General features: G+C 73.5%; 23 protein-coding genes. 18 read left to right on the top strand and 5 right to left on the bottom strand.

The window, feature by feature from the left end; genetic code table 11:
- Positions 1-8: 8 nt before the first annotated feature.
- Positions 9-1,442 carry an ethanolamine permease gene (gene eat / locus K7G60_RS05170; protein ID WP_225799588.1) on the bottom strand — a complete coding sequence of 478 codons (1,434 nt, stop codon included), beginning with the start codon at positions 1,440-1,442 and terminating at the stop codon, positions 9-11.
- A 139-nt stretch (positions 1,443-1,581) separates the two neighbouring features.
- Positions 1,582-2,310, bottom strand: a complete 729-nt coding sequence (locus K7G60_RS05165) for a FadR/GntR family transcriptional regulator (RefSeq protein ID WP_093876986.1) — start codon at positions 2,308-2,310, stop codon at positions 1,582-1,584.
- An 89-nt stretch (positions 2,311-2,399) separates the two neighbouring features.
- Here K7G60_RS05165 and K7G60_RS05160 point away from each other — a divergent pair, with 89 nt between their 5' ends.
- The 4 genes from K7G60_RS05160 to K7G60_RS05145 all read left to right on the top strand — a co-directional run bounded on the left by K7G60_RS05160 (position 2,400) and on the right by K7G60_RS05145 (position 7,295).
- Positions 2,400-3,764, top strand: coding sequence for a glutamine synthetase family protein (locus K7G60_RS05160; protein ID WP_225799587.1), 1,365 nt, complete (start codon positions 2,400-2,402; stop codon positions 3,762-3,764).
- The gene (locus K7G60_RS05155; protein ID WP_263985545.1) at positions 3,761-5,152 is read left to right on the top strand and encodes an aldehyde dehydrogenase; all 1,392 of its coding nucleotides are present in this window, start codon (positions 3,761-3,763) and stop codon (positions 5,150-5,152) included. Before K7G60_RS05160 ends, K7G60_RS05155 begins: the two co-directional genes overlap by 4 nt.
- Before the next feature lie 6 nt (positions 5,153-5,158).
- Complete coding sequence (locus K7G60_RS05150) at positions 5,159-5,947, top strand: 3-oxoacyl-ACP reductase (RefSeq protein ID WP_225799585.1); 789 nt, start codon at positions 5,159-5,161, stop codon at positions 5,945-5,947.
- Between the two features lie 97 nt (positions 5,948-6,044).
- Positions 6,045-7,295, top strand: a complete 1,251-nt coding sequence (locus K7G60_RS05145; protein WP_225799584.1) for a haloacid dehalogenase-like hydrolase — start codon at positions 6,045-6,047, stop codon at positions 7,293-7,295.
- Between the two features lie 3 nt (positions 7,296-7,298).
- Here the strand turns inward: K7G60_RS05145 and K7G60_RS05140 are convergent, their stop codons facing one another.
- Positions 7,299-8,501 carry an amino acid deaminase/aldolase gene (locus K7G60_RS05140; RefSeq protein WP_225799583.1) on the bottom strand — a complete coding sequence of 401 codons (1,203 nt, stop codon included), beginning with the start codon at positions 8,499-8,501 and terminating at the stop codon, positions 7,299-7,301.
- A gap of 493 nt (positions 8,502-8,994) precedes the next feature.
- Between K7G60_RS05140 and K7G60_RS05135 the strand changes: the two genes are divergently transcribed.
- The 3 genes from K7G60_RS05135 to K7G60_RS05125 are packed head-to-tail and all read left to right on the top strand — an operon-like array spanning position 8,995 to position 11,802.
- Positions 8,995-9,855 (top strand): hypothetical protein, encoded by an 861-nt coding sequence (locus K7G60_RS05135; RefSeq protein ID WP_225799582.1) that lies wholly within the window; start codon positions 8,995-8,997, stop codon positions 9,853-9,855.
- Positions 9,852-11,033 (top strand): type VII secretion-associated serine protease mycosin, encoded by a 1,182-nt coding sequence (gene mycP, locus K7G60_RS05130; RefSeq protein WP_225799581.1) that lies wholly within the window; start codon positions 9,852-9,854, stop codon positions 11,031-11,033. Before K7G60_RS05135 ends, mycP begins: the two co-directional genes overlap by 4 nt.
- Before the next feature lie 34 nt (positions 11,034-11,067).
- A complete protein-coding gene (locus K7G60_RS05125) occupies positions 11,068-11,802 on the top strand; it encodes an SseB family protein (protein WP_225799580.1) in 735 nt (244 codons plus the stop codon).
- Between the two features lie 223 nt (positions 11,803-12,025).
- On the opposite strand, the gene K7G60_RS05120 is transcribed toward K7G60_RS05125, so the two are convergent.
- The gene (locus K7G60_RS05120; protein ID WP_225799579.1) at positions 12,026-12,394 is read right to left on the bottom strand and encodes a DUF1844 domain-containing protein; all 369 of its coding nucleotides are present in this window, start codon (positions 12,392-12,394) and stop codon (positions 12,026-12,028) included.
- Positions 12,395-12,664: 270 nt separating this feature from the next.
- Between K7G60_RS05120 and infC the strand changes: the two genes are divergently transcribed.
- The 8 genes from infC to K7G60_RS05080 all read left to right on the top strand — a co-directional run bounded on the left by infC (position 12,665) and on the right by K7G60_RS05080 (position 22,120).
- Positions 12,665-13,396, top strand: coding sequence for a translation initiation factor IF-3 (gene infC / locus K7G60_RS05115; protein ID WP_374115586.1), 732 nt, complete (start codon positions 12,665-12,667; stop codon positions 13,394-13,396).
- A 125-nt stretch (positions 13,397-13,521) separates the two neighbouring features.
- Positions 13,522-13,716, top strand: coding sequence for a 50S ribosomal protein L35 (gene rpmI, locus K7G60_RS05110; protein WP_041128339.1), 195 nt, complete (start codon positions 13,522-13,524; stop codon positions 13,714-13,716).
- Between the two features lie 106 nt (positions 13,717-13,822).
- The gene (gene rplT, locus K7G60_RS05105) at positions 13,823-14,209 is read left to right on the top strand and encodes a 50S ribosomal protein L20 (protein ID WP_225799578.1); all 387 of its coding nucleotides are present in this window, start codon (positions 13,823-13,825) and stop codon (positions 14,207-14,209) included.
- 150 nt (positions 14,210-14,359) lie between these two features.
- Positions 14,360-15,199 (top strand): RNA methyltransferase, encoded by an 840-nt coding sequence (locus K7G60_RS05100; protein WP_225799577.1) that lies wholly within the window; start codon positions 14,360-14,362, stop codon positions 15,197-15,199.
- Positions 15,200-15,280: 81 nt separating this feature from the next.
- Positions 15,281-16,504 carry an ATP-binding protein gene (locus K7G60_RS05095; protein ID WP_225799576.1) on the top strand — a complete coding sequence of 408 codons (1,224 nt, stop codon included), beginning with the start codon at positions 15,281-15,283 and terminating at the stop codon, positions 16,502-16,504.
- Between the two features lie 156 nt (positions 16,505-16,660).
- Entirely contained in the window at positions 16,661-17,788 is a 1,128-nt protein-coding gene (gene pheS, locus K7G60_RS05090; RefSeq protein WP_225799575.1) for a phenylalanine--tRNA ligase subunit alpha, read from the top strand.
- Complete coding sequence (gene pheT / locus K7G60_RS05085) at positions 17,788-20,319, top strand: phenylalanine--tRNA ligase subunit beta (protein ID WP_225799574.1); 2,532 nt, start codon at positions 17,788-17,790, stop codon at positions 20,317-20,319. The genes pheS and pheT overlap by 1 nt, the downstream gene beginning before the upstream one ends.
- 157 nt (positions 20,320-20,476) lie before the next feature.
- Positions 20,477-22,120, top strand: a complete 1,644-nt coding sequence (locus K7G60_RS05080; protein ID WP_225799573.1) for a helix-turn-helix transcriptional regulator — start codon at positions 20,477-20,479, stop codon at positions 22,118-22,120.
- Here the strand turns inward: K7G60_RS05080 and K7G60_RS05075 are convergent.
- Complete coding sequence (locus tag K7G60_RS05075) at positions 22,087-22,593, bottom strand: isoprenylcysteine carboxylmethyltransferase family protein (protein WP_225799572.1); 507 nt, start codon at positions 22,591-22,593, stop codon at positions 22,087-22,089. The two genes, K7G60_RS05080 and K7G60_RS05075, sit on opposite strands and share 34 nt — an antisense overlap.
- Positions 22,594-22,644: 51 nt before the next feature.
- Between K7G60_RS05075 and K7G60_RS05070 the strand changes: the two genes are divergently transcribed.
- From K7G60_RS05070 to K7G60_RS05060, 3 genes are all read left to right on the top strand, one after another.
- A complete protein-coding gene (locus tag K7G60_RS05070; RefSeq protein WP_225799571.1) occupies positions 22,645-23,781 on the top strand; it encodes an NAD(P)/FAD-dependent oxidoreductase in 1,137 nt (378 codons plus the stop codon).
- Positions 23,782-23,800: 19 nt separating this feature from the next.
- Positions 23,801-24,319 carry a tetratricopeptide repeat protein gene (locus K7G60_RS05065; protein ID WP_225799570.1) on the top strand — a complete coding sequence of 173 codons (519 nt, stop codon included), beginning with the start codon at positions 23,801-23,803 and terminating at the stop codon, positions 24,317-24,319.
- A 118-nt stretch (positions 24,320-24,437) separates the two neighbouring features.
- Complete coding sequence (locus tag K7G60_RS05060; RefSeq protein WP_225799569.1) at positions 24,438-25,505, top strand: PP2C family protein-serine/threonine phosphatase; 1,068 nt, start codon at positions 24,438-24,440, stop codon at positions 25,503-25,505.
- Positions 25,506-25,526 lie beyond the last annotated feature (21 nt).

Raw genomic sequence — 25,526 nt, 5'->3', positions numbered from 1 at the left:
TCGGCGGATCAGTCGCGTTCGAGTTCGGCCTCGGCCGCGGCGAGCGCCGCGAACTCCTCCTCGGGCGCACTGGCCACCAGATGGTGCCGACTGTAGAACGCGAAGTAGGCGAGGGCGATCACGTACACCCCGAGCGCCATGAACGCCGCCGTCCGGTCCACCAGGAAGGTCGCGACCAGCGCCGAGAGGGCCAGGACGAAGGCCACCGACGAGGTCACGATCCCGCCGGGCGTGCGGTACGGCCGGTGCAGTCCCGGCTCGCGGCGGCGCAGCACGATGTGGGAGAGCGCCATCAGGGCGTACGAGATGGTGGCGCCGAAGACCGCGATGTTCAGCATCCGCGCCCCGTTCCCGGTGCCGGCGGCGAGGGCGAAGCCGATGGCGCCCGGGATGAGCAGGCCCAGGTAGGGCGACTTGCGGCGGCTGGTCAGGGAGAGGAACCGGGGCAGGTAGCCGGCCCGGGAGAGGGCGAACAGCTGGCGCGAACCGGCGTAGATGAGGGAGAAGAAGGAGGCGACCAGGCCCGCGAGGCCCGCGTAGTTCACGAAGCGGCTGAGCGCCGTCGGCTCCCCGTCGCCCTGGAGCGCCACGACCAGGGGGTTGCCGGCCTCCTGGACGGCGGCCGCGCCGCGCGCCCCGGTGGTGGCGAAGAAGGTCATGACGGCGAGCAGCACCAGGATCCCCATCGAGATCGCGAGCGCCCTCGGCATCGACCGCACCGGGTCCTTGGCCTCCTCGGCGGCGAGCGGCACGCCCTCGACGCCGAGGAAGAACCACATGCCGAAGGGGAACGCGGCCCAGATCCCGAGCAGTCCGAAGGGCAGCCAGGAGTTCGACCCGAAGGCCGCGCCGTCGACCGGGATGTCGTCCAGGCCGTCCACGTGGAAGTCGGTGAACGCGCCGAGCGCGAAGACGACCAGGGCGGCGACCGCGATCGCCGTCACGATCAGGCTGAAGCGCAGCGCCTCGCCCACGCCCCACAGGTGGATGCCGATGAAGAGCGCGAAGCAGACCAGGTAGACCGGCCAGCCGGACTCCAGGCCGAAGAGCCCGAGGGACTCGACGTAGTCGCCGATGAAGATGGAGATCGCGGCGGGGGCGAGGATGTACTCGATGAGGATCGCGGTGCCGGTGAGGAAGCCGCCCCAGGTGCCGAGCGCCCGGCGGGCGAAGCCGTAGCCGCCCCCGGCGGTGGGCAGGATGGCGGAGAGCTCGGCGAGCGCGAAGACCAGACAGGCGTACATCGCGCCCATCAGGACGGTGGCGACGGCGAGCCCGCCGAAGCCGCCCTTCGACAGGCCGATGTTCCAGCCGGAGAAGTCCCCGGACACGACGTACGCCACGCCGAGGCCGGTCAGCAGCAGCCAGCCGGCGCTGCCGCGGCGCAGGGCTCGGCGTTCGAGATAGTCGTCCTTCGTCGGCGTGGTGTCTTCCAGCGTCATGGCAGCGTCAGCTCCCCGCAACGGGCCCAATGGATTGGTGCCATACCTTTGCGGTGGCCGACGGGGGAGCGCAAGCCCCGTGCGTTACTTTCGGGTTACGCGCTCGGGGGCCCGCTCCGGCGCCGGCCGGCGCGCCCGCTCACGTCAGGAAGCCCCGCAGCAGGGCCGCCGTGCCCGAGCAGTGCTCCCGCATCACCTCGCGCGCCGCGTCCGCGTCCCCGTCGAGCACGGCCTCCACCAGGGCGGTGTGCTGGTGCTGGGAGTGCTCCAGATTGCGTACGAGCAGGGGGATGCAGTCCAGGAGGTCGTTCACCGTCGCCCGGACGGCGGCGTACTGGGCCGTCAGCGTCGGCGAGCCGGAGAGCTCCGCGAGCGTGAGGTGGAGCAGGGTGTCCTGGCGGCGGTAGTCGGCCAGCGGGGCGTCATGGGTCGCCGCGAGGGCCGTCCGCAGCCGCTCGGCGCCCGCCGCGTCGAGGCCGTGGGCCGCGCAGAGGCCGGCGGCCCCCACCTCCAGGACCTCGCGGAAGCGCAGGGTGTCCTCCATGTCGACCGTGGCGATCCGGCGGCGCAGCTCGTCCTCGTCGGCCGTCTGGACCCGGGGCAGCACGAACGTCCCGCCGTACCGGCCGCGCCGGCTCTCCACGAGCCCCTGCTCCTGGAGGACCTTCAGGACCTCGCGCAGGGTGACCCGGCTGATCCCCATCCGGTCGGCGAGCTCCCGCTCGGCGGGCAGCCGCTCCCCGCCGGGCACCAGGCCGAGCCGTACCACCTGGAGGATCTGCTCCAGGGCCTCCTCGAACCCGTTGCCCGCCCGCACCGGCCGCAGCACGGGCGTCAGCCGGTCCGCCGATTCACTCGTACTGGCCACGTTCTCGTTTTCCTCTCTCCAGCACTTCCCAAGCAATGGTCTTCCGCAATACCTTATGGCTCCCGGCAGGCCGAAGGAGGAGCAATCCCGTGGCAGACCGCACACCCCCGCTCACCGTCGAGGAGCTGCGCGCCCTCGTCGAGAGCGGCGAGATCGACACCGTCGTCCTGGCCTTCCCCGACATGCAGGGAAGACTCCAGGGCAAGCGGTTCGCCGCACGGTTCTTCCTGGACGAGGTCCTCGGCCACGGCACCGAGGGCTGCAACTACCTCCTCGCCGTCGACACCGAGATGAACACCGTCGACGGCTACGAGATGTCCTCCTGGGACCGCGGCTACGGCGACTTCGCCATGCACCCCGACCTCACCACCCTCCGCCGCCTCCCCTGGAACGACGCCACCGCCATGGTGACGGCCGACCTCGCCTGGGCCGACGGCACCCCCGTCGTCGCCGCGCCCCGCCAGATCCTCCGCCGCCAGCTGGAGCGCCTCGCGGAGCTCGGCCTCACCGCCCACGTCGGCACCGAGCTCGAGTTCATCGTCTTCAAGGACAGCTACGAGCAGGCCTGGGACGCGAACTACCGCGGCCTCACCCCCGCCAACCAGTACAACATCGACTACTCCGTCCTCGGCACCGGACGCATCGAACCGCTCCTGCGCCGCATCCGCAACGAGATGGCCGGCGCCGGTCTCACCGTCGAGTCCGCCAAGGGCGAGTGCAACCCCGGCCAGCACGAGATCGCCTTCAAGTACGACGAGGCCCTCGTCACCTGCGACCAGCACGCCGTCTACAAGACGGGCGCCAAGGAGATCGCCGCCCAGGAGGGCTACTCGCTCACCTTCATGGCGAAGTACAACGAGCGCGAGGGCAACTCCTGCCACATCCACCTCTCCCTCCAGAACGCCGACGGAGAGAACGTGATGGCCGGCGACGACGAGCACCACATGTCCGAGACCATGCGCCACTTCCTCGCCGGACAGCTCGCCGCCCTCCGCGACTTCTCCCTCCTCTACGCCCCGAACATCAACTCCTACAAGCGGTTCCAGCCCGGCTCCTTCGCCCCCACCGCCGTCGCCTGGGGCCACGACAACCGCACCTGTTCGCTCCGGGTCGTCGGCCACGGCCGCTCCACCCGCTTCGAGAACCGCCTCCCCGGCGGCGACGTCAACCCCTACCTCGCCGTCGCCGGCCTGGTCGCCGCCGGTCTGTACGGCATCGAGCAGCGCCTCGAACTGCCCCCGCCCTGCACCGGGAACGCGTACGCCGCCGAGTACGCGCACGTCCCCACCACCCTGCGCGAGGCCGCCGAACTCTGGGAGACCAGCGAGATCGCCAAGGCCGCCTTCGGCCCCGAGGTCGTCGCCCACTACCGCAACATGGCCCGCGTCGAACTCGACGCCTTCGACGCCGCGGTGACCGACTGGGAGCTGCGCCGCTCCTTCGAACGCCACTGAAACGCCTCTGCGTCACCTCTGAGAGGAATGAGTTGCTCCAGGTACTGAACCCGGCGACCGAGGAACTCGTCGCCACCGTCCCCGCCGCCACCCCCGCCGACGTCGACGCCGCCGTCGCCCGCGCCGCCGCCGCCCAGCGCGGCTGGGCCGCCGCCGCGCCCGCCGACCGGGCCCGGCTGCTCCGCCGCTTCGCCGCCGTCGTCGACGACCACGCCGAGGAACTGGCCCGCCTGGAGGTCACCGAGGCGGGCCACACCATCGGCAACGCCCGCTGGGAGGCCGGCAACGTCCGCGACCTGCTCGACTTCGCCGCCGGGGGAGTGGAGCGCCTCAACGGCCGCCAGATCCCGGTGGCCGGCGGCCTCGACGTCACGATCCTCGAACCGCTCGGGATCGTCGGCGTCATCGCCCCCTGGAACTTCCCCATGCCGATCGCCGCCTGGGCCACCGCACCCGCCCTCGCCGCCGGCAACGCCGTCCTCCTCAAGCCGGCCGAGACCACCCCGCTCACCGCCCTCCGCCTCGCCGAACTCGCCCTCGAAGCGGGCCTCCCCGAAGGCCTCTTCCAGGTCCTGCCCGGCACCGGCCCCGTCGCCGGGAACGCCCTCGTCGAGCACCCCGGCATCGCCAAGATCGTCTTCACCGGCTCCACCCGGGTCGGAAAGTCGATCATGGCGAAGTGCGCCGACCAGGTGAAGCGCGTCACCCTTGAACTCGGCGGCAAGAGCCCCAACATCGTCTTCGCCGACGCGGACCTGGAGGCCGCGGCCGCGGCGGCTCCGATGTCCTTCCTCGACAACAGCGGCCAGGACTGCTGCGCCCGCACCCGCATCCTCGTCCAGCGGAGCGCGTACGACCGCTTCCTGGGGCTCCTCGCCCCCGCCATCGAGGAGATCGTCGTCGGCGACCCCGCCGACGAGCGCACCCAGATGGGCCCGCTCATCTCCCGCGCCCAGCTCGACCGCGTCCGCTCCTACGTGGGCGACGACCTCGAAGGCATCCGGGGGAAGGCACCCGAGGGACCCGGCTTCTGGTTCCCGCCGACCGTCCTCACCGGCGTCGCCGAGAACGCCCCCTGCGCCGTCGAGGAGATCTTCGGACCCGTCGCCGTCGTCCTCCCCTTCGAGGACGAGGCCGACGCGATCCGCCTCGCCAACGCCACCGAGTACGGCCTCTCCGGCTCGATCTGGACCCGGGACGTCGGCCGCGCCCTGCGCGCCTCCCGCGCCGTGCGGGCCGGCAACCTCTCCGTCAACTCCCACTCCAGCGTCCGCTACTGGACCCCGTTCGGCGGCTACCAGCAGTCCGGCCTCGGCCGCGAACTCGGCCCCGACGCCCTGACCGCCTTCACCGAAACCAAGAACGTCTTCATCAGCACGGAGGCCTGAGCACCCATGAGCAGCACCGAAGAGAACATCTGCCGCCGCCTGGTCGGCCGTACCGCCGTCATCACCGGAGCCGGCAGCGGCATCGGCCTCGCCACCGCCCGCCGCCTCGCCTCCGAAGGCGCCAACGTCGTCTGCGGCGACATCGACGAGACCGCCGGCAAGGCCGCCGCGGAGGAGGTCGGCGGCACCTTCGTGCAGGTCGACGTCACCGACCCGGAAGAGGTCGAGAACCTCTTCAAGGTCGCCTTCGACACCTACGGCTCCGTCGACATCGCCTTCAACAACGCCGGCATCTCGCCCCCCGACGACGACTCCATCCTGGAGACCGGCCTGGAGGCCTGGAAGCGCGTCCAGGACGTCAACCTCACCTCCGTCTACCTCTGCTGCAAGGCCGCCCTGCCCTACATGCGCCGCCAGGGCAAGGGCTCCATCATCAACACCGCCTCCTTCGTCGCCGTCATGGGCGCCGCCACCAGCCAGATCTCGTACACCGCCTCCAAGGGCGGCGTCCTCGCCATGTCCCGCGAGCTGGGCGTCCAGTTCGCCCGCGAGGGCATCCGCGTCAACGCCCTCTGCCCGGGGCCGGTCAACACCCCGCTCCTCCAGGAGCTCTTCGCCAAGGACCCCGAGCGGGCCGCGCGCCGCCTCGTGCACATCCCCGTCGGCCGCTTCGCCGAGGCCGAGGAGATCGCCGCCGCCGTCGCCTTCCTCGCGAGCGACGACTCCTCCTTCGTCAACGCCAGCGACTTCCTCGTCGACGGAGGCATCTCGGGCGCCTACGTGACCCCGCTCTAGCCCCAGGCCCTCGCCGCCGCCATCCCCTCCCCACCCCCACCCGACAGCCGGGCGTCGCAAGGCGCCCGGCTGTCCGCGTACACCCAGGAGAGCGTTCATGAACGGCAAGCTCCGCACCTCCGCCACGGCGGCCGCCCTCGCCCTCGCCGCCGCCGGCCTCCTCCCCGCGGCGAACGCCGGCGCCAGGCCCGCCGGATGCCCCACCCTGAAGATCTCCGACGGCTGGTACGGCGACAACAAGGCCCGCATCGACGCCTTCATCGCCGAGCACTGCGAGGACAGGGACGGCCGGAAGCCGGTCGCGGTCCTCGACTGGGACAACACCGTCGTCAAGAACGACGTCGGCGACGCCACCTTCTACTGGCTCCTGCGCAACGACCGCGTCCGGCCCCCCGAGGGCGGCGACTGGTCCACCACCAGCCGCCACCTCACCCCCGAGGCCGCGACCGCCCTCGGCCGGGCCTGCCCCACCGGCGTGCGCACCCTCCCCACGGCCACCGACACCCGCTGCGCCGACGAGCTCCTCTCCGTCTACGGCTCGGGCACCACCACCGGCGGGAAGACCGCCTTCGCCGGCTACGACCACCGCCGCACGGAGCCCCAGTACGCCTGGCTCGCCCAGCTCCTGCACGGCTGGACCACCCGCCAGGCCGCCTCCTTCGCGGCCGCCGCCCGCGCCGAGAACCTCGCCGCCCCGCAGGGCGCCACCCAGCGGGTCGGCACCGCACAGGTCACCGCCTGGGTCCGGTACTACGACCAGCAGCGGGACCTGATCCGCGCCCTCCAGGACGCCGGCTTCGACGTCCGGATCGTCTCCGCCTCACCCGAACCCGTCGTCGACGTCTGGGCGAAGGACGTCGGCGTCGACCCCGCCCACGTCCTAGGCATCCGCAACACCACCGACCACGGCCGCCTCACCACCCACCTCAAGGGCTGCGGCACCGTCCGGGACGGCGAGGACACGATGATCACCTACATCGACGGCAAGCGCTGCTGGATCAACCAGGAGGTCTTCGGCGTCCGCGGCCCCGCCGCCGAGCGCGTCCAGCCCGCCGACCGCCGCCAGGCCTTCGCCGCCGGCGACTCCGACACCGACGTCTCCTTCCTGCGGGACGCCACCGGGCTGCGCCTGGTCCTCAACCGCAACAAGAACGAGCTCATGTGCCGGGCGTACGAGAACGGCGACGGCCGCTGGCTCGTCAACCCCATGTTCATCGAACCGAAGAAGCGGAAGCCGGCGCCGTACCCGTGCGCCACCACCGGCTACACCGCCGCCGACGGCACCCTCCAGCCCGTCCGCCGCCCGGACGGCACCGTCATCCCGGACCAGACCGACTCCGTGCACTAGCCGCTAGAGGAAGGTCATCCCCTCGCCCCGGTACGTGGGCACGGTCGACGTGACGCGATCGCCCTCCACCAGGTGCAGGCTCTCGAACCGCTCGCACAGCTCCCCGGCCTTCGCGTGCCGGAACCAGACCTTGTCGCCGATCCGCAGATCGTCGGCGGGGGAGCCGAGCAGCGGGGTCTGCACCTCGCCGGGACCCTCCTGCGGGTCGTACCGGAGCCCCTCGGGCAGGTACGGGACGGGCAGCCGGTCCGGGCCCGCGGCACCCGACGCCGGGTAGCCGCCGCCGAGCACCGTCACCACGCCCACGCCCGGGCGGCGGACCACCGGCTGCGCGAAGAGCGCGGCCGGACGCCCGCTGAAGGACGTGTAGTTGTCGAAGAGACGCGGCACGAACAGCCCCGAACCCGCCGCGATCTCCGTCACCGCGTCCTCGGCCGCCGTGTGCTGCACGCTCCCGGTGCCGCCGCCGTTCACGAACTCCAGGTCCGGCGCCACCGCCCGCACGGCCCGCACCACGGCCGCCCTGCGCTCCGCCAGCTCCTTGCGGGCGGCGGACTGCATCAGCCGGATCGCCCGCGAGCGCAGCGGCCGGCCCGCGACCGCGTCCCCGACACCGGCGACGTGCCCCTCGTACGCCATGATCCCGACCAGCCGGAAGCCCGGCCGCCGCACCACGGAACGGGCCAGCTCGGCGAGCTGGGCGGGCTCCCGCAGCGGCGAGCGCCGGGCCCCGACCCGTATCCGCCCGCCGAGCAGGTGCAGCGCCGTGTCGAGCTCCAGACAGACCCGCACCTCCTCCGTCCCGCCCCCGCGAGCCGCGTCGATCAGATCGAGCTGCGCCACGTCGTCCACCATCACGGTCACGGCGGCGGCGAGCTTCGGATCCCGCGCGAGCTCCCCGAACCCCGAGCGGTCGGCCGAGGGGTACGCCAGCAGGACGTCCTCGAACCCGGCGCGCGCCAGCCACAACGACTCGTCGAGCGTGAACGACATGATCCCGGCGAACCCGTCGCGCGACAGCACCCGCTCCAGCAGCGCCCGGCACCGCACCGACTTGCTCGCCACCCGGATCGGCTTGCCCCCGGCCCGGCGCACCAGGTCCGCCGCGTTGGCGTCGAAGGCCTCCAGGTCGACGATCGCCACGGGCGCGTCGAGGTGGGCGGTGGCCCGGTCGTAACGGGCCCGGTCGGCGGCACGGGGAGTCATGGCCCGAGCTTGCCAGACAGGTTTACGGGTGGGTAGCCCCTGAGTTCCCGTGCGCGGGGGAACAGCCCGTAGAGTGACGGGCATTGTCGACACGAGCAGGGGGACGGGGATGACCGGCGAGCACCGCCCCACGACCTCCCGCATCACGGACGCCCTGCTCCCGGCGCCGGACGCCACGGACCTCCCGGCGGTCGAGACCACGACCCGCCTCCGCCCGATCCCCACGACGGACCGACCCTCCGGCCCGCCGGCACCGACGACCGTTCCGTCCCGTCCGGCGGCACCGGCGCAGGCGGCTGCTCCGTCCCGTCCGGGGACATCGGCATCGACGGCCGTTCCGTCCCGTCCGGGGGCACCGGCGCAGGCGACCGCTTCCTCCCACCCGGCGGCACCGGCACCGACGGTCGCTCCGCCCGCCCCGGCCCACCGGCCGGTGCACGCCCCGGCAACGTCCGCACCGGCCGCCGTCCCGCCCCGACCCGCAGGGCCGCCCGTGGGCGGCGCGGCGCTGCCCACGTCCGCCGCCCCGTACCGCGGTCCCGGCCCGCTCCCGCCCGAGGTGCCCGTCGAGATCACCACGCGGCTGCGGCCCGTGCGGGAGCGGCGCCCCGGGCGGACCCTCGCGGTCGCCGTCTGCGCCGTGCTCGGGTTCGGGCTCATCGGCGGGGCCCTCGCCGGCGTGTGGCTGGCCGCGGCCGAGCCCGGGAAACCCGCCGAGCCCGTCGGGTACACCGAGGCGAAGGACCTCTGGCACAACGCCCCCGTCGACACCCTCTTCCCCCGCACCCTCGCGGGCCCCGGCGCCGGTCCCGGCGGCGCCGACCGCACCTGGACCCGGATCGTCGTCGCCCCCGACGTCCCCTGCACCCCCGCCGTCCTCGCCAGGGCCCTCCGCGCCACCGTCGAACCGCTCGGCTGCGAGCGCGTCCTGCGCGCCACGTACACCGACGCCACCGCCAGCAGCGTGATCACCGTCGGCCTCGTCTTCACCCGTGCCGACGCCGCCACCCAGCGCACCCTCGGCCAGGACCTCACCGCCCGGCTCGGCGCGGACGTCCCTCCGGCCCTCGCCGGACCCGGCACCGTCGCCGCCCGCTTCGGCGCCCCGCAGCGCGCCGCCTGGTGGCTGAACGCCCCCGCAGACCTCCCCGTCGTCGTCACCGCCGTCTCCGGCTTCGCCGACGGCCGGGCCGTCGACGGCGGCCCCGTCCCCGCCGACCGGGCCATGACCGCGAACCGCACCGACGCCACCGCCCAGTCCGGTCTCGGCCACGAGGCCAAGGGCATCACCGAACGCCTCGTACGACTGCTGCGCACGGCCGCCACCACGGCCGCCAAGGAGAACGCCCGGTGACCCGACCCACCCGCCACCGGACCCGCGGCGGCGCGGTCGCCCTGCTCGCCGCCGCGTTCACCGTCCTGCCCGCCACCACCGCCCCCGCGCACGCCGACACCATCCGGGCCCGCCAGTGGGGCCTCGAAGCCCTCCACACCACGGAGGCCTGGCGCACCACCAAGGGCCACGGCGTCACCGTCGCCGTCCTCGACACCGGCGTCGACGCCGGCCACCCGGACCTCGCGGGTTCGGTCCTCGCCGGACGCGACCTCATCGGCTTCGGGGCGTCGAAGGGAGACCGCGCCTGGGCCCGGCACGGCACCGCCATGGCCGGGATCATCGCCGGACACGGCCACGGCCCCGGCGCCCAGGACGGCGTCCTCGGCGTCGCCCCCGACGTCCGGATCCTGCCCGTGCGGGTCATCCTGGAGTCCACCGACAAGGCCCGCGACAAGGCCCGCAAGACCCGGGGCACGGCCCTCGCCGAAGGCATCCGCTGGGCAGCCGACCACGGTGCCGACGTCATCAACCTCTCCCTCGGCGACGACTCCAAGTCCGCCCACCCCGACGCGGGCGAGGACGCCGCCGTCCAGTACGCCCTCGCCAAGGGCGTCTCCGTCGTCGCCTCCGCAGGCAACGGCGGCGAGAAGGGCGACCACATCTCGTACCCCGCGGCCTACCCCGGCGTCATCGCCGTCGCCGCCGTGGACCGCTACGGCACCCACGCCTCCTTCTCCACCCGCCGCTGGTACGCCACCGTCAGCGCCCCCGGCGACGACATCGTCATCGCCGACCCCGACCGCCGCTACTACGAGGGCTGGGGCACCAGCGCCGCCGCCGCGTTCGTCTCCGGGGCCGTCGCCCTCGTCCGCTCCGCGCACCCCGACCTCACCCCCGCCCAGATCAAGCGGCTGCTCATCGACACCGCACGCAACCGGCCGAAGGGCGGACGCAGCGACGCCAAGGGGTACGGGACGGTCGACCCGGCCGCCGCGATCGCCGCCGGCCGCCGGATCGAGGCCGGCGACCCCAAGAACACCGCCACCGGCTACCAGGGCCGCCACTTCGGACCCGGCCCCCTCCCCGCCGCCGAGGAGAGCCGCCCCCTCGGTCTGCTCGCCCCCGTCGCCGGCGGACTCGGCGCCCTGCTCCTCCTCACCGCCGTGATGCTCCGGCGCGCCCACCGGACCTCCTAGCAGGGGGTCCGGACCCGGCGGTTAGGCTCGGGGCGTGGCGCTCAAGAACATCCCGGACCCCGGTTTCTCCGAAGACGACGGCACCGCCGACCCGCGGCTCGCCGCGGCCCTCGCGGCCTGGGCGGAGGACAGAACCGCCCACGGCCCGGTCCTCGAAGCCCTGAAGGGGGCCCGGCTGCTCGTCCCCGTGGTCGCCGTCCTCGGCGAGGTCGAGGTCGACCCCGAGACGGGACTGAAGCAGGAGAAGACGAGCGACATGGCCGTCCCCACCCTGACGGCCGGCGACCGGCGGGCCCTGCCGGCCTTCACCTCGATCGCCTCGCTCGCCCTCTGGGACCCGCAGGCCCGGCCCGTCGCCGTCCCCGTCCACCAGGCGATCGCGGCCCTCGTCCACGAGAAGGCCGACACCCTGGTCCTGGACCTGGCCGGCCCCGTGCCGTACCAGGTGACCGGCTCCGCGCTGCTCGCCCTCGCCGAGGGCCGCTCCAGCGCCGACCCGCTCGACGACCCGGCCGTACGGGAAGCCGTGCGGGCCGTCGTGGCCGCCGAGCCGGCGGTGCTCCGCGCCCACCTGGGTCCCGGCACCGCCGACGGCACGGTCGCCCTGGTCCTCGCCGCGGACGCCTCCCCGGCGGAGGCGGCCCAGCGCGTGGCCCGCGCCCTGGCCGCCGACGAAACACTGAGGGCCCGCCTGGTGCGGGGCCTCGACCTGGCACTCCTGCCGGCCTCGGCCACGCCTCCCGGCGAGCCCTTCTACGTGAAGCGGTAAACGATCTTCCAGCCGTGCACCGGCCCGGTGACCGCTGTCCTCCGGGGGGCGACCCCCGTATCCCCGGAGACGATCAGGTCCTAGCCGTACACCGGCCCGGTGACCGCTGTCCTCCGGGGGGCGACCCCCGTACCCCCGGAGACGATCAGGTCCTAGCCGTACACCGGCCCCGTGACCGCTGTCTCCCGGGGGCGACCCCCGTACCCCCGGAGACGGTCAGGTCCTAGCCGTACACCGGCCCCGTGTACTTCTCGCCCGGTCCCTGGCCCGGCTCGTCGGGGATCAGGGAGGCCTCGCGGAAGGCGAGCTGGAGGGACTTCAGGCCGTCCCGCAGGGGAGCCGCGTGGAAGGAGGAGACCTCCGTCGCGCCGGCGTCCAGGAGGCCCGCGAGCGCGTGGATCAGCTTGCGCGCCTCGTCGAGGTCCTTGTGCTCCTCGCCCTCCTCGGTGAGCCCGAGCTTCACCGCGGCGGCGCTCATCAGGTTGACGGCGACCGTCACGATCACCTCGACCGCCGGGACCTCCGCGATGTCGCGGGTCATGGATTCGAAGTCGGGGGAGTCGGTGGACTCGTTCTGGGGCGTCTCGCTCATGCCCACACGATAAGCGGACGTACGGTTCGCGCCGACCGCCGGGTCCTGCTAACCTTGTGTAACGACCGGCTGGACATCTCTGTGTCCGGCCCACAAGTGGAGGCTCCGTACTCCCACCTGACCACCCTCGCGGGTGGCGGGTCACCGGTCAGGTGGCGCCCATCGTTCCGTACGGACGATGGAGCCGCCCGATGTGCGCCCCGCGGTTCACCGTGGTGGTGCTCCGGTTTTCCGTGGAGCCCCGCCTGTGTACCGTCCGGGGCATTTTTCATGTGCCGGCCCGGTTGGTCTCAACTGTTTCACGTGACGTGTCCGTCCGCCAAGGCGGTCGCGTGGTGCTACCGAGGAGGATCCATCAGCGCCGAGCCCCGCATCAACGAGCGGATTCGCGTTCCCGAGGTGCGTCTTGTCGGCCCCAGCGGCGAGCAGGTGGGCATCGTCCCCCTTGCCAAGGCCCTGGAGCTCGCTCAGGAGTACGACCTCGACCTGGTCGAGGTCGCGGCGAACGCCCGCCCGCCCGTGTGCAAGCTCATGGACTACGGGAAGTTCAAGTACGAGTCGGCCATGAAGGCCCGTGAGGCGCGCAAGAACCAGGCGCACACGGTCATCAAGGAGATGAAGCTCCGGCCGAAGATCGACCCGCACGACTATGACACCAAGAAGGGTCACGTCGTCCGGTTCCTCAAGCAGGGCGACAAGGTCAAGATCACGATCATGTTCCGTGGTCGTGAGCAGTCCCGCCCGGAGCTCGGTTACCGACTTCTGCAGCGCCTCGCCGAGGACGTCCAGGAGCTTGGGTTCATCGAGTCCAACCCGAAGCAGGACGGCCGGAACATGATCATGGTTCTCGGTCCGCACAAGAAGAAGACCGAGGCCATGGCCGAGGCCCGCGAGGCCCAGGCCGCGCGCAAGGCGGAGCGTCAGGGCGGTTCGTCCGAGGCCCCCGCCGCCGCTGCCGAGGAGACCTCGACGGAGACCCCGGCCGAGAACGCCGAGGCGTGATCCATGGGGGCTGCCTCCCGGCAGCCCCCGGATTCCGTCCGGTCCCACCCAATCGAAGAATGACGCTCCCCGCCGACCGGTGCCCGCACCGGGGGGAGCGCCACTGACGAGGAGAGAACGGCGCTATGCCGAAGAACAAGACGCACTCCGGTGCCAAGAAGCGCTTCAAGGTCACCGGCTCCGGCAAGATCCTGCGGGAGCGCGCCGGCAAGCGCCACCTGCTCGAGCACAAGTCGTCCAAGCTGACGCGTCGCCTCACCGGCAACGCCGAGATGGCCCCGGGTGACTCCGCCAAGATCAAGAAGATGCTGGGCATCTGATCTGATCTCCCGCCCTCGGCGACGAGGGCATCCGGCACAGACCGGGACCCATCCGTTTTTCGGGTCGTGTGAGGACCACCACGACCCCGCTACAAGGAGTTAAGAAGTGGCACGCGTCAAGCGGGCAGTCAACGCCCACAAGAAGCGCCGGGCGATCCTCGAGCAGGCCTCCGGCTACCGCGGTCAGCGTTCGCGCCTGTACCGCAAGGCCAAGGAGCAGGTCACCCACTCGCTGGTCTACAACTACAACGACCGCAAGAAGCGCAAGGGCGACTTCCGTCAGCTGTGGATCCAGCGCATCAACGCCGCTGCCCGCCTGAACGGCATGACGTACAACCGCCTCATCCAGGGTCTGAAGGCCGCCAACATCGAGGTGGACCGCAAGATCCTCGCCGAGCTGGCCGTCAACGACTCCAACGCGTTCGCCGCGCTGGTCGAGGTCGCGCAGAAGGCCCTCCCGGCCGACGTCAACGCCCCGAAGGCCGCCGCCTGATCTTCCAGGCCGCAGTACTTCCGCCCGGACCCGCAGGTGCGCTCGCGCCTGCGGGTCCGGGTGCGTCGGCCCCCGAGAACCCGTAGTCCCGGCGCCAGGGCCATCGGCCCCGGCCGCACCCCGGCCCCGAAGAGAGAACCGCCGCACCCCATGGTCACCCCCGAGCTGATCTCCCCGCGTTCCCCGCGCGTCGTCGCCGCCCGGCGGCTCGCCAAGCGCAACTTCCGGGGCAAGGACCGCCTCTTCATCGCCGAGGGCCCGCAGGCCGTCCGCGAGGCCGTGGAGCACCGCGGACCCGGCGGAGAGCCCACCCTCGTCGAGCTGTTCACCACCGTCGAGGCCGCCGAGCGCTACGACGCCATCGTCGACGCCGCCCGCGCCGCCGGCGCCCGCGTCCACTTCGCCTCCGACGCCGTCCTCGCCGAGGTCTCCCAGACCGTCACCCCGCAGGGCCTCGTCGGCGTCTGCCGGTTCCTCGACTCGCCCTTCGAGGAGATCGTCGCGGCCCGGCCCAAGCTGGTCGCCGTCCTCGCGCACGTCCGCGACCCCGGGAACGCCGGCACCGTGCTGCGCTGCGCCGACGCGGCCGGCGCCGACGCCGTCGTCCTCACCGACGCCTCCGTCGACCTCTACAACCCCAAGTCCGTCCGCGCCTCCGTCGGTTCCCTCTTCCACCTGCCGGTGGCCGTCGGCGTCCCCGTCGAGCAGGCCGTCGCAGGCCTCAAGAGCGCGGGCGTGCGGATCCTCGCCGCGGACGGCGCCGGACAGGACGACCTCGACGACGAGCTGGACGCCGGCACCATGGGCGGGCCCACCGCCTGGATCTTCGGCAACGAGGCCTGGGGGCTGCCCGAGGAGACCCGGGCGCTCGCCGACGCCGTCGTCCGCGTCCCGATCCACGGCAAGGCCGAGAGCCTCAACCTCGCCACCGCCGCCGCGGTCTGCCTGTACGCCTCCGCCCGTGCCCAGCGCCCCCGAACCTCCGCCTGAGGGGTCCATTCCGCCCTTCCCGCCCAGTAGAGTGACGCTCTCGGGGGCCCACTGCGCTACACGGAGGGGTGGGGTACGGGGATGACGGTCGGCACGGACAGTTCCGCACAGGCACGGAGCACCGTGCCGCACGCCCCGGAACCGCCCGAACCGGGGCCCGCACCGGACGCCCACGGGTCGTCCGGAACCGCGCCCCGCGCCCCGGAGCCGCCCCGCGCCGAGCCGCCGGGCGCCGTGGCGGCGGCCGGTTTCGCCGGGATCGACCCCGACGACCTGCCCGACGGTCTCGTCATCGCCGACGAGACCGGCCGCGTCGTCTGCTTCAACGCCGCCGCCGGCCGCATCACCGCCGTCCCCGGCGACCGGGCCCTCGGTCTCCCCCTCGACGAGGCGCTGCCCCTGGAGGACCTCAAGGGGCGCCGCTGGTGGGCGCTGACCGATCCGTACGGCGGACTCTCCATCCGCCGCGGCCAGCCCGAGCGCAACCTGCTGCTCCCCGGCGGCCGCGAGGTCCTCGTCTCCGCCCGCTACGTCCGCGAGCACCCCACCGGCCCCGTCCGCCGCGTCGTGGTCTGTCTGCGCGGCACCGAGGCGCGCCGCCGCACCGAGCGCAGCCACGCCGAACTCATCGCCACCGTCGCCCACGAACTGCGCTCGCCGCTGACCTCCGTGAAGGGCTTCACCGCCACCCTCCTCGACAAGTGGGAACGGTTCAACGACGAGCAGAAGCGGCTCATGCTGGAGACGGTCGACGCCGACGCGGGCCGCATCAAGCGGCTCATCGCCGAACTCCTCGACATCTCCCGGATCGACTCCGGCCGCCTCGAAGTCCGCCGCCAGCCCGTCGACATCGCCGCCGCCGTCGGCCGGCACATCCAGGTGCACACCACCGCGGGCCAGCCCCCCGACCGTTTCTTCGTACGGATCAGGCCGGAGCTGCCCGCGCTCTGGGCCGACCCCGACAAGATCGACCAGATCCTCGGCAACCTCCTCGAAAATGCGGTGCGCCACGGCGAGGGAACCGTCACCATCGAGGTGGCACCCACCACGCTGGGCGACGACGGAGAAGAGGGGACGGAGGTCACCGTGAACGACGAGGGACCCGGCATCCCCGAAGCGTCGATGAGCCGCGTCTTCACCCGCTTCTGGCGGGGCAGCAAGCGCGGCGGCACCGGCCTCGGCCTCTACATCGTCAAGGGCCTCGTCGAGGCCCACGGCGGCACCATCACCGTCGGACGGGGCCCCCGTGGCGGGGCCGAGTTCCGATTTATCCTGCCCGTCGGCACCCCGGCCCACCTCCTCTGACGTCTCAGCAGTCGAGACCGTACGAGATCAGGAGCCGTCCGGCCTGCCCACGGGCTCATCCGCGTCCCCGCGCCCCGTTAGACTCGTCCTTTGGCACGTTTGCGCCCTTGACGTCGAGCGGGGCCGCCCAGCCAGCCAACGGAAGCACGGGAAGAGATGTCCGCACCCAATAAGTCGTACGACCCGGTTGAGGTCGAGGCGCTGAAACCGGAAGAGATCGAGCGCATGCGGGACGAGGCGCTCGCCGCCTTCGCCGCCGCGGGCGACCTCGACGCGCTCGCGCACGCGAAGACCGCGCACACCGGCGGCACCTCGCCGCTGGCGCTCGCCAACCGGGAGATCGGCGCCCTGCCGCCGCAGGCCAAGGCCGCCGCCGGAAAGCTCGTGGGCCAGGCCCGTGGCGTCGTCTCCAAGGCGCTCGCCGCCCGCCAGGCCGAGCTGGAGGCCGAGCGCGACGCCCGCGTCCTCGTGGAGGAGGCCGTCGACGTCACCCTGCCGTACGACCGCGTCCCGGCCGGCGCCCGGCACCCGCTGACCACGCTCATGGAGCGCGTCTCCGACGTGTTCGTCTCCATGGGGTACGAGGTCGCCGAGGGCCCCGAGGTCGAGGCGGAGTGGTTCAACTTCGACGCCCTCAACTTCGTCCCGGACCACCCGGCCCGGCAGATGCAGGACACCTTCTTCGTCCAGGGCCCCGAGGGCACCACGGGCGACGAGTCCGGCGTCGTGCTCCGTACGCACACCTCGCCGGTCCAGGCCCGCACCCTCATCGACCGGGAGCCCCCGGTCTACGTGGTGTGCCCCGGCCGCGTCTACCGCACCGACGAGCTCGACGCCACGCACACCCCGGTCTTCCACCAGATCGAGCTGCTCGCCGTCGACGAGGGCCTGACCATGGCCGACCTCAAGGGCACCCTCGACCACATGGTCCAGGCGCTCTTCGGCCCGGACATGAAGACCCGGCTGCGGCCGAACTTCTTCCCCTTCACCGAGCCGTCCGCCGAGATGGACATGCTCTGCTACGTCTGCCGCGGCGAGTCCGTCGGCAACCCGGACCGTCCCTGCCGCACCTGCGGCAGCGAGGGCTGGATCGAGCTCGGCGGCTGCGGCATGGTCAACCCGAAGGTGCTCGTCGCCGCCGGTGTGGACCCCGAGAAGTACAGCGGATTCGCCTTCGGGTTCGGCATCGAGCGGATGCTGATGTTCCGCCACAACGTGGAAGACATGCGAGACATGGTCGAGGGTGACGTCCGGTTCACCCGGCCGTTCGGGATGGAGATCTGATGCGGGTCCCGCTTTCTTGGCTGCGGGAGTACGTCGACCTGCCGGCGACGGTGACCGGCCGCGACGTCCAGGCCAAGCTCATTTCGGCAGGCCTCGAGGTCGAGACCGTCGAGCAGCTCGGCGCCGGCCTGACCGGCCCGCTGGTGGTCGGCAAGGTCCTCACCATCGAGGAGCTGACGGAGTTCAAGAAGCCCATCCGCTTCTGCACCGTCGACGTCGGCCAGGCCAACGGCACCGGCGAGCCCCAGGAGATCATCTGCGGCGCCCGGAACTTCGCCGAGGGCGACAAGGTCGTCGTGGCGCTGCCCGGCGCCGTGCTCCCCGGTGACTTCCGGATCGCCGAGCGCAAGACGTACGGCCGCGTCTCCCGGGGCATGATCTGCTCCGGCGACGAGCTCGGCATGGGCGACGACGGCACGCACGGCATCATCGTGCTGCCGCCGGAGCACGAGGTCGGCACCGACGCCACGGTCCTCCTGGAGCTGTTCGACGAGGTCCTCGACATCGCCGTCACCCCGGACCGCGGCTACTGCCTCTCGATCCGCGGCGTCGCCCGCGAGACGGCCACCGCCTACGGCCTGCCGCTGCGCGACCCGGCGCTCCTCGACGTGCCCGCGCCCAACTCGTACGGCTACCCGGTCCAGATCGCCGACCCGATCGGCTGCGACCGCTTCACGGCCCGCACGGTCGTCGGTCTCGACCCCGAGGCCCGCAGCCCGATCTGGCTGCAGCGCCGCCTGCAGAAGGTCGGCATGCGCCCGATCTCGCTCGCCGTCGACATCACCAACTACGTGATGATGGAACTCGGCCAGCCGCTGCACGCCTACGACCGCAGCCGGATCGAAGGCCCCATCGGGGTCCGCCGCGCCGCCGCCGGCGAGAAGTTCACCACCCTCGACGGCACCGCGCGCGTCCTCGACTCCGGGGACCTGGTCATCACCGACGACCGCGGGCCGATCGGCCTCGCCGGTGTCATGGGCGGTGCCAACACCGAGATCGCCGACCCGGTCACCGACCCGGAGACCGGCATCGTCACCGGCACCACCGAGGTCGTCATCGAGGCCGCGCACTTCGACGCGATCTCGATCGCGCGCACGGCCCGCCGCCACAAGCTGGCCTCCGAGGCGTCCAAGCGCTTCGAGCGGGGCGTCGACCCGCAGGCCGCCGCCGCGGCGGCGCAGCGCACGGTCGACCTGCTCGTGCTCCTCGCGGGCGGCACCGCCGAGGCCGGCGTCACCGAGATCGCCGCTCCCTCCGCGCCGCACACCATCACCATGCCGGCGAACCACCCGGACAAGGTCGCGGGCGTCGACTACGGCCGCGAGATCGTCGTCCGCCGCCTCCAGGAGGTCGGCTGCGACGTCTACGGCCAGGACGAGCTCGTCGTCACCGTCCCGTCGTGGCGTCCCGACCTCTACGTGCCGAACGACCTGGCCGAAGAGGTCATCCGCCTGGAGGGCTACGAGAACCTGCCCTCCACGCTGCCGAAGCCCCCGGCCGGCCGCGGGCTCACCGAGCGCCAGCGCACCCACCGCCGGGTGGGCCGCGCCCTGGCCGGCGCCGGCTACGTCGAGGCGCTGAACTACCCGTTCATCGGCGAGCAGGCCCTCGACCAGCTCGGTCTCGACGCGGACGACGCCCGTCGCCGCCTCGTGAAGCTGGTCAACCCGCTCTCGGACGAGGAGCCCGCGCTCCGGACGACGCTGCTCCCGGGTCTGCTCGGCGCGCTCCGCCGCAACGACAGCCGCGGCAGCCACGACCTGGCGCTCTTCGAGACCGGTCTGGTCTTCCGTCCCACCGAGGGCCAGCCGGGCGTCGCCGTCCGGCTGCCCGTCGACCGCCGCCCCTCCGACGAGCAGATCGCCTCGGTCAACGCCGCGCTGCCCGAGCAGCCGCGCCGCGCCGCCGTCGTCCTCGCCGGTGCGCGCGAGCAGGCCGGCTGGTGGGGCAAGGGCCGTCCGTCCGACTGGGCGGACGCGATCGAGGCCGGCCGGACCGTGGCCGCCGAGGCGGGTGTCGAGCTGATCATCAGTGCCGACCAGCACGCGCCCTGGCACCCTGGCCGCTGCGCCGCGTTCCACGTCGAGGTGGACGGCGAGAAGGTCCTCGTCGGCCACGCCGGCGAGCTCCACCCGCGCGTGGTGAAGGCGTTCGGCCTCCCGGCCCGCGCCTGCGCGATGGAGATCGACCTGGACCTCCTGGAGCAGGCGAACCGGGGCCCCGCGAAGGCCCCCCGGATCTCCTCCTTCCCGGTCGCCACCCAGGACGTCGCCCTGGTCGTCGCCGCGGACGTCCCGGCCGCCGAGGTCGAGGCCGCCCTCACCGAGGGCGCGGGTGAACTCCTGGAGTCCATCCGGCTGTTCGACGTCTACACCGGCGACCAGCTCGGCGCGGGCAGCAAGTCCCTGGCGTACGCGCTGAAGTTCCGCGCCTCGGACCGCACCCTGACGGTCGACGAGGCCAGCGCGGCCCGCGACGCCGCGGTGGCCCTGGCCGCCGAGCGCACGGGCGCCGTCCTGCGCGGCGCCTGATCACGCACACCCCAGGAGGGGGCCGGTCCGGACCACACCGGGCCGGCCCCCTCGTGCGTGGGGCCGTGCCGGACTCCGGCCTCCGCCCCGGCCGGGCGTCCCGTGGTCCCGCCTGACAAGACCGCGGCCGTGAGGTGCAATGGTCGTGGGAGGCGCCATGGACGTGGCCGCGGAACTCGAACGCGCCCGGGACGCCTTCGCCCGCCAGGCGTGGTCGGAGGCCTATGCCGGGTTCTCGGACGCCGACGACGAACAGCCGCTGGGGCCCGACGACCTCGTGCGGCTCGCCACCGTCGCCCATCTGGTCGGACACGACGCGGAGTGCGCCGCGGCGACCGAGCGGGCGCATCAGGCGTACCTGAGCGTCGGCCGGACGGCGCCGGCGGTGCGGTGCGCCTTCTGGCTGGCCGTGCCGCTGCTCCTGCGCGGTGAGACGGCCCGGGGCGGCGGCTGGCTCGCCCGGGCGCGACGGCTCCTCGACGACGGCGGGATCGATTGCGTGGAACAGGGCTATCTGCTGTTCCCGGAAGGGATGCGGCTCGTCCACAAGGACCCCGCCACGGCGCTCGCCACGTTCGGCGAGGCAGCCGCGACGGGGGAACGCTTCGGTGACCCGGACCTGGTGGCCCTGGCCCGGCACGGCCAGGGCCGCGCCCTGATCGCCGGCGGCGACCCCTCGGCCGGGGTGGTGCTGCTCGACGAGACCATGGTCGCGGTCACGTCCGGCGAGCTGTCGCCCCTGGTGACCGGGATGATCTACTGCAGCACGATCGAGGCCTGCCAGGAGATCTTCGACCTGCGCCGCGCGCAGGAGTGGACGGCGGCGTTGTCCGACTGGTGCGCGACCCAGCCGGACCTCGTGCCCTACCGCGGTCAGTGCCTGGTCCACCGCTCCCAGGTCCTCCAGACGCGCGGGGCGTGGCCGGACGCGCTGGAGGAGGCGCGGCGGGCCTGCGAACGGCTCTCCGAGCCGCCGAACCGGCCGGCGCTCGGCATGGCCCTCTACCAGCAGGCAGAGCTGGACCGGATGCGCGGCGCGTTCGCCCGCGCGGAGGAGGGCTACCGGCAGGCCGGCGAGTGCGGTCACCGGACACAGCCCGGACTCGCCCAGCTGTGGATGGCCCAGGGCCGGGTCGACGAGGCCGTCGCGGCGATCCGGGGCGCGGCGGACGAGAAGCGGGACCGGCTGGGCCGGGCGAGGGTGCTGACCGCGTACGTGGAGATCGTGCTGGCCGTCGGCGACGTGCCCGGGGCGCGGGCCGCCTCGGAGGAGCTGTCGCGGATCGCCGACGAGGTCGGCGCCCCGCTGCTGCGCGCCGTCTCCGCCCACGCGCGCGGGGCGGTGCTCCTGGCCGAGGACGACGCCGCGGCCGCGCTCGACGTCCTGCTGGAGGCCTGCCGCACCTGGGGCGAGCTGGAGGCCCCGTACGACCGCGCCCGTTCCGTCGTGCTGCTCGCCCTCGTACGGCGGCGGCTGGGCGACGTGGGCACGGCCCGGCTGGAACTGGACGTGGCGCGTCAGGTGTTCCGGCGGCTCGGCGCCGCCCCCGACCTCGCCCGGCTCGACGCGCCGGCCCACGACCGGCCACGGGCCGGCGGCGGCCTCAGTCCTCGGGAGACCGAGGTCCTGCGCCTCGTCGCCACCGGCCGGACGAATCACGCCATCGCCGAGGAACTGGTCCTCAGCGAGAAGACGGTGGCCCGCCACCTGAGCAACATCTTCGCCAAACTCGGCCTCACCTCCAGATCCGGGGCCACGGCCTACGCCTACGAGCACGACCTGGTGGGCCGGGGCAGGTAGCGCGGCAGGGCCCTCCGGTAGCGCCGGTACTCGGCGCCGAACGCCTCGTCGAGCGCGCGCTCCTCGCGCAGCACCTCCCGGTGCATCCACGCGGCGACCGGGAGGTACGAGGCGAGCACCCAGCCCCAGCCGCCGGCCACCGCCGCGCCGAGGTGCAGCAGCGCCCAACCGGCGTACATGGGGTTCCGCGCGGCGGCGTACGGCCCCGTCACCACGAGCAGGCCCGGATCGGCGAGGGCGGTGGTACGGGCGGCCCGCACCGCACGCGCGATGCGCCACGCGCCCGCGGCGCACAGCGGCAGGCCCACGAGGCCGTGCGCGTACCCCGGTCCCGGCAGCGGCCACGGGCGGGTGCGCTGGAGCGCCGCGCCGACGGCGAGGCCCAGCAGATGCGCCTCGGGCACCGGCACGTTGGACAGAAACACCCATCGCCGGCGCGCCGCGGGATTGGGGTGTTCTCCCGAAGAGGTCACGGCTCCCACCTCCCTAGTGTCGATGACACGGAACGAACGAGGAGGCCGGCGATGAACCCCACCGACAGGACGGAACACATCGAGACGGTCGTCATCGGAGCCGGGCAGGCGGGCCTCGCCACCGGATACCACCTCGCCCGGTACGGTCGGCCGTTCGTGGTCCTCGACGGCAACGCCCGCGTCGGCGACAACTGGCGGTGCCACTGGGACTCCCTGCGGCTCTTCAGCCCGGCGCGGGTCGCCTCGCTGCCCGGGATGCGTTTTCCCGCGCCGCCGATGTCCTTCCCCACCAAGGACGAGATGGCCGACTACCTGGAGGCGTACGCCGAGACCTTCCACCTGCCCGTACGCGCGGGCGAGCGCGTCACCCGGGTGGGCCGGGAGGACGGCGGGTACGCCGTGACGACGCGTACGACGACCTATCTGTGCGACCACGTCGTCGTCGCCTCGGGCACGTTCGGCCGGACTCCGTACGTCCCCGGCTTCGCGGGCGGGCTCGACCCGCGCATCATGCAGCTGCACTCCAGCGCCTACAAGAACCCGGCACAGCTGCGGCCCGGCGGCGTGCTGGTGGTCGGCGCCTCGCACTCCGGCGGGGACATCGCGTACGAGGCGGGCTCGGCCGGCCATCCGACCGTGCTCAGCGGCACGATCCACGGGGAGATCCCGTTCGACATCGAGGGCGGGCCGGCGCACGCGATCTTCCCGGTGCTGTGGTTCCTGGCGCAGCACGTGCTGACCCTGCGCACGCCCGTCGGCCGCAGGATGCGTCCAGGCGTCCGCGCCCACGGCGGGCCGCTGATCCGCGTCAAGCGGGCGGACCTCACCCGTGTCGGCGTCGAGCCGGCGCCCGAGCGGACCATCGGCGTCAGCGACGGCCTGCCGGTCCTCGACGGCGGACGCGTCCTCGACGTCGCGAACGTCGTCTGGTGCACCGGCTTCCGGCAGGACTTCTCCTGGATCGACCTCCCGGTCACCGGCGAGGACGGCTGGCCGCTGGAACGGCGCGGCGTGGTGGCCTCGTCGCCGGGGCTGTACTTCGTCGGCCTGGCCTTCCAGTACGCCTTCGCGTCGATGCTCATCGGCGGCGCGGGCCGGGACGCGGAGCACGTGGTGGACCACCTCGTGAAGAACCTCGCCGGAGACACCGCCGGCCGTCGCCGGGCCCGGGCGAAGGTCCCCGCCTAGCACGCCGAGGGCGGCCATCGTGGACGCGACGGCACGGCGGGTGCGCCGGCACCTCGCCCGCGCCCGGCGGAACGAGACCGAGGGCCGGTACGCGCAGGCCGAGGGCGACCTGCGCGCGGCCCTCCGGCAGGCCCGCGCCGCGCCCGGCTCCGGCTCCGTCTCCGCCGAGGCGGCCGAGGCGGCGTCGGCCCTGGGCATCCTGCTCGAAGCACTGGGCCGGCCCGCCGAGGCGGAGGAGATCCTGCTCTTCGCGGTGCGTCTCCACGAGCGGGTCCACGGCCCCGATGATTCCCGGCTGGCTCCGTCGTTGAACGCCCTGGGCGCCGTCCGGCAGCGGCGCGGCGACCTCGCCGGAGCGGAACGGCTCTACGCGCGGGTGGTGGGCATCACGACCCGCGCGGCGGCCCGCTCCGCACGGCGGACGCCCCCGCCCGACGGCCCGACGTGCCCGCGCGCCCGTACGGGATTCCCGTGTCTGTGCGGGTGGCGCGACGGTGGCGCGGTCCGGCGCGGTCCTGGCGCTCACTCCTTCGGGTGAGATCCCCCGGGGGCGTTCCGTGGCGGACCGCGGCATCGGCAGAATCGACGCGGCCGCAGGGGCGGACCTGTGTGCCGCAGCGCTTCCGGGCGCTGTCGGGGCTCGGGAAGGGCCGTGCATGATCCGTACCAGGTCGTTGCTCGCCGATGGCTCCCGGCTCCGCCGGCTGGCCCCGCTCGCTCTTCCCACCGCGTGGGGCGCCGTGGCGGTGGCGTGGAAGTACGGCTGTCCGCTGGCCCGGCAGCCCGGGCTGCCCATGCGGATCGCCACCAGCGTCGTCTTCCTCACCGTCGGTCTCGGCATGGTGCTGGGCGTCCGGCACGGGCTCGCGCGGGAACTCGCCCGCGTCCGGGCCGTGGCGGCCGCCACCCAGCGGGTCCTGCTGCGCCCCCTGCCGGCCCGTCTCGACGGCCTCGCACTGGCCGCCGGGCAGCTCTCCTCCTGCCGGGGCGCGTCCGTCGGCGGGGACCTGTACGAGGCGGTGGCCACCCCCTACGGCGTGCGGATCGTCATCGGGGACGTCCGGGGCCACGGGCTCCCCGCGCTCGGCGCGGTGGTCGCGGTGCTCGGCAGCTTCCGCGAGGCGGCGCACGACGAGCCCGAAATCGCCGGGGTGCTGCGGCGTCTGGAGCGGACCCTGGAGCGCCATCTGCGGGAGCGGGCGCGGGAGGAGCATCCGGCGAGGGCCGGGGCGGATCCCGAGCATCCGGTGGCGGAGGAGTTCGTCACCCTGCTGCTCGTGGAGGTCCGTCCCGACGGACGGCTCGCCGTCCTCAACTGCGGTCACCCCGGCCCGTACCGCCTCGGGCAGCGGGTGGAGCGGCTCGCGGTCGGGGACCCGCTGCCCCCGCTCGGGGTGCTGCCGCTGCCCGCCGTGCTCGTGCCGTACACGGCGGCCGGGCTGCGGCCCGGCGAGACGCTGGTCCTGCACACCGACGGCGCGGAGGAGGCCCGTGACCAGCGGGGCCGGTTCTTCGCGCTCGACGCCGCGCTGGCCGGGGTGCCCGGCGAGGCGCCCGCCGCCCTGGTCCGGCGGGTCCACGCGGAGCTGCTGCACCACACGGGTGGCCGGCTCGCCGACGACATCGCGCTGCTCGTCGTGCGCAACGACCGTGTCCGGGTGCCGGCGCAGCCCGCCGAACCCGGGCTGCGCCGACCCCGGCCCGCCTCCTCCTCCCACCGCTGAGCGGAGGAGGTCGGGGTCGGC

Origin of the sequence: Streptomyces sp. NK15101, from assembly GCF_020400725.1 — a bacterium.
GTDB lineage: Bacteria > Actinomycetota > Actinomycetes > Streptomycetales > Streptomycetaceae > Streptomyces.
This window is presented reverse-complemented; position numbering and strand designations above follow the sequence as displayed.

Coding starts and splice junctions, on each gene's coding strand:
- infC (WP_374115586.1), top strand. CDS start 12,665: ATGTGCCGGCCCGGTTGGTCTCAACTGTTTCACGTGACGTGTCCGTCC.
- K7G60_RS05080 (WP_225799573.1), top strand. CDS start 20,477: ATGGACGTGGCCGCGGAACTCGAACGCGCCCGGGACGCCTTCGCCCGC.
- K7G60_RS05150 (WP_225799585.1), top strand. CDS start 5,159: ATGAGCAGCACCGAAGAGAACATCTGCCGCCGCCTGGTCGGCCGTACC.
- K7G60_RS05070 (WP_225799571.1), top strand. CDS start 22,645: ATGAACCCCACCGACAGGACGGAACACATCGAGACGGTCGTCATCGGA.
- K7G60_RS05140 (WP_225799583.1), bottom strand. CDS start 8,501: ATGACTCCCCGTGCCGCCGACCGGGCCCGTTACGACCGGGCCACCGCC.
- rpmI (WP_041128339.1), top strand. CDS start 13,522: ATGCCGAAGAACAAGACGCACTCCGGTGCCAAGAAGCGCTTCAAGGTC.
- K7G60_RS05060 (WP_225799569.1), top strand. CDS start 24,438: ATGATCCGTACCAGGTCGTTGCTCGCCGATGGCTCCCGGCTCCGCCGG.
- K7G60_RS05120 (WP_225799579.1), bottom strand. CDS start 12,394: ATGAGCGAGACGCCCCAGAACGAGTCCACCGACTCCCCCGACTTCGAA.
- pheS (WP_225799575.1), top strand. CDS start 16,661: ATGTCCGCACCCAATAAGTCGTACGACCCGGTTGAGGTCGAGGCGCTG.
- K7G60_RS05145 (WP_225799584.1), top strand. CDS start 6,045: ATGAACGGCAAGCTCCGCACCTCCGCCACGGCGGCCGCCCTCGCCCTC.
- eat (WP_225799588.1), bottom strand. CDS start 1,442: ATGACGCTGGAAGACACCACGCCGACGAAGGACGACTATCTCGAACGC.
- K7G60_RS05095 (WP_225799576.1), top strand. CDS start 15,281: ATGACGGTCGGCACGGACAGTTCCGCACAGGCACGGAGCACCGTGCCG.
- pheT (WP_225799574.1), top strand. CDS start 17,788: ATGCGGGTCCCGCTTTCTTGGCTGCGGGAGTACGTCGACCTGCCGGCG.
- K7G60_RS05100 (WP_225799577.1), top strand. CDS start 14,360: ATGGTCACCCCCGAGCTGATCTCCCCGCGTTCCCCGCGCGTCGTCGCC.